At 45.9% G+C, this 5,020-nt stretch carries 9 protein-coding genes; 3 read left to right on the forward strand and 6 right to left on the reverse strand.

The window, feature by feature from the left end:
• The 5 genes from CAGGBEG34_RS12260 to CAGGBEG34_RS10390 form a co-directional block, all read right to left on the reverse strand.
• Nucleotides 1–211 (reverse strand): Rpn family recombination-promoting nuclease/putative transposase (locus CAGGBEG34_RS12260; RefSeq protein ID WP_203224871.1); only part of this gene is annotated, 211 nt, incomplete at its 3' end.
• Between the two features lie 148 nt (nt 212–359).
• Complete coding sequence (locus CAGGBEG34_RS08165; RefSeq protein ID WP_158641847.1) at nt 360–797, reverse strand: hypothetical protein; 438 nt, start codon at nt 795–797, stop codon at nt 360–362.
• 76 nt (nt 798–873) lie between these two features.
• Nucleotides 874–1,074 (reverse strand): hypothetical protein, encoded by a 201-nt coding sequence (locus CAGGBEG34_RS11435; RefSeq protein WP_203224872.1) that lies wholly within the window; start codon nt 1,072–1,074, stop codon nt 874–876.
• A 46-nt stretch (nt 1,075–1,120) separates the two neighbouring features.
• Nucleotides 1,121–1,267: a hypothetical protein gene (locus tag CAGGBEG34_RS11165; protein WP_158641848.1), complete on the reverse strand. Its 147-nt coding sequence runs from the start codon at nt 1,265–1,267 to the stop codon at nt 1,121–1,123.
• A 24-nt stretch (nt 1,268–1,291) separates the two neighbouring features.
• Complete coding sequence (locus tag CAGGBEG34_RS10390) at nt 1,292–1,483, reverse strand: recombinase family protein (protein WP_081463806.1); 192 nt, start codon at nt 1,481–1,483, stop codon at nt 1,292–1,294.
• 375 nt (nt 1,484–1,858) lie between these two features.
• Here CAGGBEG34_RS10390 and CAGGBEG34_RS12265 point away from each other — a divergent pair, with 375 nt between their 5' ends.
• Both CAGGBEG34_RS12265 and CAGGBEG34_RS08175 read left to right on the forward strand, forming a co-directional pair.
• On the forward strand, nt 1,859–2,371 hold the full coding sequence (locus tag CAGGBEG34_RS12265) for an RNA-dependent RNA polymerase family protein (protein ID WP_050009375.1): 513 nt from the start codon (nt 1,859–1,861) through the stop codon (nt 2,369–2,371).
• A 360-nt stretch (nt 2,372–2,731) separates the two neighbouring features.
• Nucleotides 2,732–3,535 (forward strand): LuxR C-terminal-related transcriptional regulator, encoded by an 804-nt coding sequence (locus CAGGBEG34_RS08175; protein WP_006683216.1) that lies wholly within the window; start codon nt 2,732–2,734, stop codon nt 3,533–3,535.
• Between the two features lie 13 nt (nt 3,536–3,548).
• Here the strand turns inward: CAGGBEG34_RS08175 and CAGGBEG34_RS08180 are convergent, their stop codons facing one another.
• Entirely contained in the window at nt 3,549–3,920 is a 372-nt protein-coding gene (locus tag CAGGBEG34_RS08180; protein ID WP_158641849.1) for a transposase, read from the reverse strand.
• 489 nt (nt 3,921–4,409) lie between these two features.
• On the opposite strand from CAGGBEG34_RS08180, the gene CAGGBEG34_RS08185 reads away from it, so the two are divergent.
• A partial coding sequence (locus CAGGBEG34_RS08185) for an ABC transporter substrate-binding protein (RefSeq protein WP_320408625.1) occupies nt 4,410–5,020 on the forward strand: 611 nt, incomplete at its 3' end.

The raw sequence follows: 5,020 nt of genomic DNA on the forward strand, positions 1-5,020 counted from the left end.
TGCCGTCAAACTGGCAGCGGTAAACGATATCGCTGTGAATTTCGACGAAATCTGGAGTGAGCAGGCTTTTGTCCGTGAGATGCAAAGTGCTGAGGTCTAGGCGCTGGTAGAGGTCGGGCTGAAGATGAGATTTAAGGAAATCGACAGCAATCTGCCGCTCTTTCAAAGACGCCTTGAAGTATTTATCGTGCGGCTGGTGTGAAATCGCCACTGTAATTATGTCAAACGCAATTGAGATTTGAGACAGTGCAAACTTGTATATTGGATTGGCCCCATAAAGCTTTCTTTCTTGATAGCCTCCTGGTTGACCACCATTATGGCCAGGCAGCTCCTTTACGCGAAAGGACTACATTGACATCCTAAGGGTGAATTTCAATCCGCTTGACCCATGTCCTGATGAGGTTACGCTTGGTGAGCCAGTCGATGTGTTCAAGTTTTGATTTGACCGCCAAGGCAAACTGTTCCAAACGAGTCACAATAAGCGTCAGTTCATTTTTCAAATGCTTTTCATCGAGAATTTTCTGTTTCTGTTCTTCAATACTTTTTAAATGGTATTTCATCGCTTTAATTCGGGGTTCAAATGCTTCTTGACCAAAATACTCTTGAGTATAGCTGTCAATCAGTCGTGATATGCCCCGCTGTAATTGAGCGACCTGTTTGTCAGGCGTACTGTTTTTTTGATCCAAAGATGAGCGTTCTGTTTCTGAAAGCCTGCATTGATATTCCTCTGTCAATCTATCTGGATTTTTCAGTAAGCACTTGACTTCTTCCCACACTGCCATTTCTAAAGTATCCATGCGCATTTGTCTATTATCACAAATTTTATTTCCTCCAAAACGGTAAGGGTCAGAGCCAATGCAGCGATCATAAGCATCATCCTGAATCTTTTCTCCCCGTTTGTTTCTGTCTGATTTGCCGTAACAGGCATACTTGCAACATTGACATACTCATCATCCTTGCAGCAAATAAGCTGCCCCGTCGTCTTGTTCGGGCCAGCTTTCTGTTTTCGCTGAGTTGTTCTTGAACAGTATCGAATAAAGCCTCATCCATCAGGGCTGGAACAGAAACATCCATCCAATTGTCCTTTTCAACGCGATGCACTGAATAATCTTTTCCAGGCTTAGAGAGCCTGTCCTGCGCCAGTAGATCTATCTACGTAACGATAGCCATTAGGTGCGCCGCCTTTTTGAAATTCTTCAGGTAAAAGCATTTGATAGGCATACCGGCGAGATAAGCGATCTGGCGAGTGAATATAAATTTTATCCACTTCACCTCCTGCTACCTGATCGCGTCATTGCTCTAAAGCAGGACGGTTTAAATTCGACCCGCTGTAGCCGTTATCCATAAATCTGAATGCATCGGTGAGGGTATTACCTTCTGTGTGAATACGAGTTTCCAATGCCGCAATTTGGCTGGCAATCGTATCGGCTTGTGCCTGTTTCCCGGACGAAACTCTTGCATAAAATGCGACAATAGCGGTCATCCTGGCTTTCCTCCTGCTTGCTTCAAGGGCATTTCACTGATCGGATAGTGATCTATAGCCTGTGCCTTCAATACGGATTGAACGATTGGAACTCATGCTTCATAAGCCGCCGTTAAATAGCCCTGTGCTAAGCGATTGGGTTCATAGGGGATGCGTATCGATCAACTGCTCTTCTGCCTCGACATCAGCGCTCTTCCAGACTTTAGGGCTGACCATAGGACACCATACATGTCTGAACCGTTTTGAGCAGTGCGGTGGAGGATCCACAACCTGATCGCTGAAGGCTGTTGCATATTTTGGACGTAAGACAGAGCGAGGAATGCGTTGTGCAAATCCTAAGTTGTTTGCAATAGTGTTGTAGGGGTATGCAGCGTCTTGCTGAGCAATCTATACCTGCATTATGTGCTGGACCTCTGGTTCAAGCACAGGGTGAAGCCCCGATTGCGAGGTGAGGCCTACTACGTGAGGTATATGGATGACTTTATGATGTGTGTCCAATATCGTGAGGATGCCCTTCGCGTCCAGGCGGCCTTGAGTCAACGTTTAGAGAAATTCAACCTGGAACTGGAATCGACTCAAACCAAACGGGCTGCATTCGGTCGATGTGCGCAACGAGACGCGCAGCGGAAAGGCAGAAAACGCCCAGAGACCCTCTATTTTCTGGGTTTCACGCTGTACTGCACCCAAAATTTGAAAGGTCACTTCAAACTGAGCATGCGCACGGAGAAATCACGCCTACGGCGCAGTCTCCTGTCGTTGCAAGACCTGATGCGACGGATAAGGCACTGGCGGATACGGACAGGTGAAACATCTAAACGCCGTACTACGCGGCCACTATGCCTACTATGGGCTGGCGGGAAACTTCCCAGCTCTGCGGCAGGTATATAAGGCGGTGAAGCAGTATTGAGACGGCGACCGCGCGGGCTTCTCTCTACGTTTGATTCCATCTTGAGCGCCCACTTATATTTTTATATTTTTTAGTGGACACTATTCTGGCTTCTAACTCCTGTTTTGATATAAGGTGATTGCCCGGACGGATACGATAAGGATTCTTTCCATTTTAAACACTGACAGAATCATCTGGCTGGTGACAATGGCTGAGTGAACTAAAAACTGGAAAAATTTGGACGCTAACGAGTGGAAAATGTTGCGCGCTGATTCATAATATATTGATCAGTGAAGACGGCTATCACAAATTAGAGTGAGTGTGCAATCAGTAAAAACATTGCATTGACTGGAGAAAGCGTTATGAATACTGCTCAAATTTTATCCGATCTAAAAAGCGGTTATGAAACGATCAACTGCATGGGTGATTTTTTAACTCATTTTGTAGAAAGCTATCCTCACTCAAGCCATGTAAGAGAGGCACGCACGAGAAAATATCTGCTGGCAAACTATCGTGAGGCGATATCTAATGGATTAGAATCCATTGACGATTTAATTGGCGCTACCGCTCGTGAGATTTGGATAGACGATGTGCTTCACAGAAGGAAGAAGCTCAATCTGGACTCTAGCATCATACAGTCTGAATACGAAAATGCGGCACGGATCGAGGGATTTGAAAAACAATTGTTATGCACGAAACGCCCTGTCAGTTTTAATTGTCTCTACATTTATTTTCAGGGCACTATCGCGCTTGAAAATTTACTCAAAATTCCCATCTCGGACAGAGATAATAAAAAAATCGTTTCATTTCTGACTATTTTTCAGGATTTGACTCCGCAGCTACCTTTACAGAAATTGTTCGATCTCTATCAAACGTCTTTTCCCTTCTCTAAACAGAAAGCTATTCAGCATTTATTACGGCATCTGGGACTGGATAGCCACTTCAACCCTCTGAGTCTCCTCACTTATAGGGAGACGCAGATTCTACTTGCCATGTGCGAGGACGCTAGGTGCAAAATCCTTGCTCAAAAATTTGATGTTTCCGTTACAACCATGAGTAACCACATTGCCCACATTCAGGAAAAAATAGTCAGCCCGTTCGCTTTGCACCATGTTCTATCTAAATTGCGCACTGTGGGTAAAAAATCATATGTAGAAGAGCTCTAGGTCGTGTTAACAATTAAGCGAGCCGTTTGCACATACAGGAGATACTGACGATAGCCGCATAATAAAGATCAAGCGTTTCAAAACGTGTTGCAACGCGTCGAAGCTTGATCCAGTTAAAAGTGCGCTCGAGCAGATTTCTGGCTTTATACAGATGCCGGTCAATCGTTCTTGGGCGCAGACGATTGCGAGAACGGCCCAAAGCCTGCGGGCCCTGTTGCAAAGCGCCCGCGGCATGTGGGTGAGCGCGAACCTCACAAAGACCCGATGCCAGTGGCCATACGCTTTGGGTCACGCACGCCATCTTGCCCCGGTGCACCCAATCCACTGCACCCAATCCACAATACGCCTTCCACAAACTGACGGTTACCGCGAGCACGCACTCCACATGTACGTCCGCTTCCAGGCAATCACTCTTTGATCCGATTCCACTGATCTGCTCGAAGGTGACGCTTGTAGCTCATCATCCAAAATCCTGCATCCTCTCCTTTTTTGCAATCTGCAACACTGCTCTTTGCTTAATTGAGAACACGACCTAGAAATAAAATTATGCATAAAGGCGCGCTTTATTGAGAGCGCCTCTTTGTATAACAAAATAATTCAAAATTATTTGGAACTGCTAAGGATTTTTTAAAAAAAATTTCGATAAACCAAACAATTTTCACCTGAGATTACTTCTCCGAGCCTGTTTTGAGGATCAACTATTCTTTGCTGTTATATAGAAATCATGAAGAGATAGTGCTGGTAGCAGATAACTTCGAGCAGCATTCCCTATGCTGCTCTCATGAAAAATTACAGTATCTGTGCTTGGCGCGTTAAAATTATGGCTTTCGTCCCTGTCGTGGGGATGGCCTGTTGTGGGGCGTATGCGAGCAACTTGACAAAACGTTCTTTGCCCGTCAAGGCGCTTGTTTACTGTTCCGAAACCAGACCCACAGGGTTCGATCCTAGTCAGTATGAAGCGAGTCCAGACTATACGGTGGCAACAACGTTGTTTAATCGGCTGCTTGAATACAAGCGGGACAACATAAACAAAATCGAACCCAGTCTCGCCGAGCGCTGGGAGGTCTCAGAAGATAGACGGGTATACACATTTCACCTGCGGCGCGGCGTGAAATTCCATACCACGCCTTGGTTTAAGCCCACGCGCGACTTCAACGCAGAAGATGTGCTCTTTACCTTCGAGCGGATGCGCAACCCGAATATGCCGTTCTACAAGGCCTACCCGGTTGAATTTCCAGACTTTCAACACGGTGGCTTCAGCAAGGCTATTACTCAGATCGAAGCACTCGATGATTACACAGTACGGTTTACGCTGAACTCGCGCTATGCCCCGTTTCTGTCTAATCTGGCGATGCCCTTTGCATCGATTCTTTCTGCTGAATACGCTGCACAATTGCTGGAAAGGGGGAAGCCGTCAGAGATCAATCAGAAACCAATCGGCACAGGTCCGTTTATTTTCCGCAAATATGATCAAGATTCGATCAT

Origin of the sequence: Candidatus Glomeribacter gigasporarum BEG34 (assembly GCF_000227585.1) — a bacterium.
GTDB classification, from domain to species: Bacteria; Pseudomonadota; Gammaproteobacteria; order Burkholderiales; family Burkholderiaceae; genus Glomeribacter; species Glomeribacter gigasporarum_B.